Source organism: Synechococcus sp. R6-5 (assembly GCF_047461775.1).
Classification (GTDB): domain Bacteria; phylum Cyanobacteriota; class Cyanobacteriia; order Thermostichales; family Thermostichaceae; genus Thermostichus.
Window position 1 is genome coordinate 1 of record NZ_JANSHV010000075.1, and the last position, 2,023, is coordinate 2,023.

The window sequence follows — 2,023 nt, forward strand, 5'->3', positions numbered from 1 at the left end:
ATCAGCATGAGTGCGGGAGTATGTCACAACAGCTCAAGTTGGAATAGAACTGTTTCGTCGCGGTATCCATAGCACCCCTCTCCTTTTGGAAGAAGGGCTGGGAGTGAGGGAGAAAGGCTCAAGTCAAAGGCTGCCAATGGCCCGTTTCAGTTGTACCAGGGCGCGATTGTAGGCGATTACAGCATTGGAAAGGTTGCCACGGGCAGTGGTGAGGGCAGCTTCAGCATTGATCACCTCCGTTTGGGTGCCCACCCCCGCTTGCAGGCGCAGCCGGGCCAAGCGCAGGCTCTCTTCTGCTGAGGCAATTGCCACTTTGGCCGAGTCGATCTGTTCGCGGCTGGAGCTGAGGGTCAGGAAGGCTTCTTCCACCCCCCGCTGGATTTCATTGCGGGTGCCGACGAAGTTGCTCACGGCCACCTGTCCATCGATCTGGGCTTGGCGGGCTTGGGCAGCCGCTTCTCCTCCATCGAACCAAGTCAAGCTGAAATTGGCTCCCACCGAATAGCCAACATCAAAACTGTTGCGGCTGGCGTTGAAATCGTTAACGGCATCGAGGCTGGCGAACAAGCCAATTCGGGGGCCATTGCGGGCTTGTGCCAGGCGCAGGCGGCTTTGGGCCTGCTCCAATTCTCGGCGCCGGCGCTCCAATTCCTGTCGTTGGGCAAAGGCAGCAATGATGGTCTCTTCCAGGCTGAGATCCCACTCCCCCATCGGCTCAATGCGGTCGCTGGCCAACACGTCGGTGGGGCTGGGGAAATTCAGCAGTTCGGCCAGGCGGCGGCGATTCAGTTGTTGGGTGTTTTGAGCCGCCAGCAAGGTTTGTCGATTGTTGGCCAATTCCGTCTCTGCCTGGAGAATCTCAAAGCGGGTACCCAGCCCGGCCCGTTCTCGGGCTTGAGCATCCCGCAGGGTGGCTTCGGAACTTTCGACGGCAGCTTGGCTGATGGCAACCCTGGCATCTGCGCTTTGCAGATCGTAGTAGGCATTGGCCACAGCTTGTTTGACCGTCTGCAGCGTTTGCTCCAGCTGCAGTTGGGCGATGCGCAGCGCTTCTTGGGCCAGCTTCAGGTTTTGCTCCCTGAGGCCACTGTCAAAGGCGGTATACTCCACCCGCACCACACTGGCCGAGAGGGTGTGGGATTCGCGCCTTGGCCCACCACCAGGAGAGGGAGCCTCACTGTACTGGTAGTTGGCACGGCTGGAGAGGGTGGGAGCAAAGGCAGCTTGAGCCAGGGCTACCCCGGCCTCGGCCCGCTCGACGGCCAGTCTGGCCTGCTGCACAGCCGGGTTCTGGGCAACGGCGATCTCCAGAGCTTCTTCCAAAGACAGGCCCTCCCTGCGCTCAATGCGCACCTGCAAGGGGGATTGGGGCACCACCAATTCTTCAGCCTTGGAAGCCCCCTGCAAAGCCAGGTCAGCCGCAGGGGTAGGGTCAGCAGGGTTGGAGGGAATCGATAGGGTGGGGGGGGGTGGGGGGGTGAGGATTTCGCGGCTGTTGGGCAGAGCAAAGGCAGCAGAGCTGGGAGATTCCGGCTGAGCAAGAGCAGGGACAACCCAGAGCAGGCTCAACAGTAGGCCACAGGGAGCAGAACAGGCAAGGTTCAACTGGGATCCCGCCGAGCCCGTCTGCTGTTGAGGAAGTTGAAGCGGATCCCTGGCTCCATTTTGCATCGCCATCGTGCGGTCATTCTCAACATCACCCCTAGCAGTATCGCAAAATGAAGGACAAAGATAAGACGGTTTTCCGCAGGCTCGCTGGCTGCCCTGTTCGGGCCAGTGGAAGCGAGTCCTCGCATTTGCCCCTGCAACGATGAGGCCGACCTGCGTCTGCCAGGAGCTCCGAGCACGGGCGGGACTCCTCTACACTCAGCAGAGACGCTTGGATTGAGACCGAGTCGATTTAGATTTAGACTCAGTTTAGAATGGTGGGGCCATCTGTCCGTGATGGCGGGGGTGGGTGTTGTGGGCGATGAAAGGGGGCAAGGTGGCAGACTCTCAGAGCATGACTCTAGTCAATAATAAG

General features: G+C 59.8%; 1 protein-coding gene. It reads right to left on the reverse strand.

The features are described 5' to 3' along the window. Window positions 1-123 precede the first annotated feature (123 nt). Window positions 124-1,677: a TolC family protein gene (locus tag NW818_RS04415; RefSeq protein WP_414423935.1), complete on the reverse strand. Its 1,554-nt coding sequence runs from the start codon at window positions 1,675-1,677 to the stop codon at window positions 124-126. Between the last annotated feature and the right edge of the window lie 346 nt (window positions 1,678-2,023).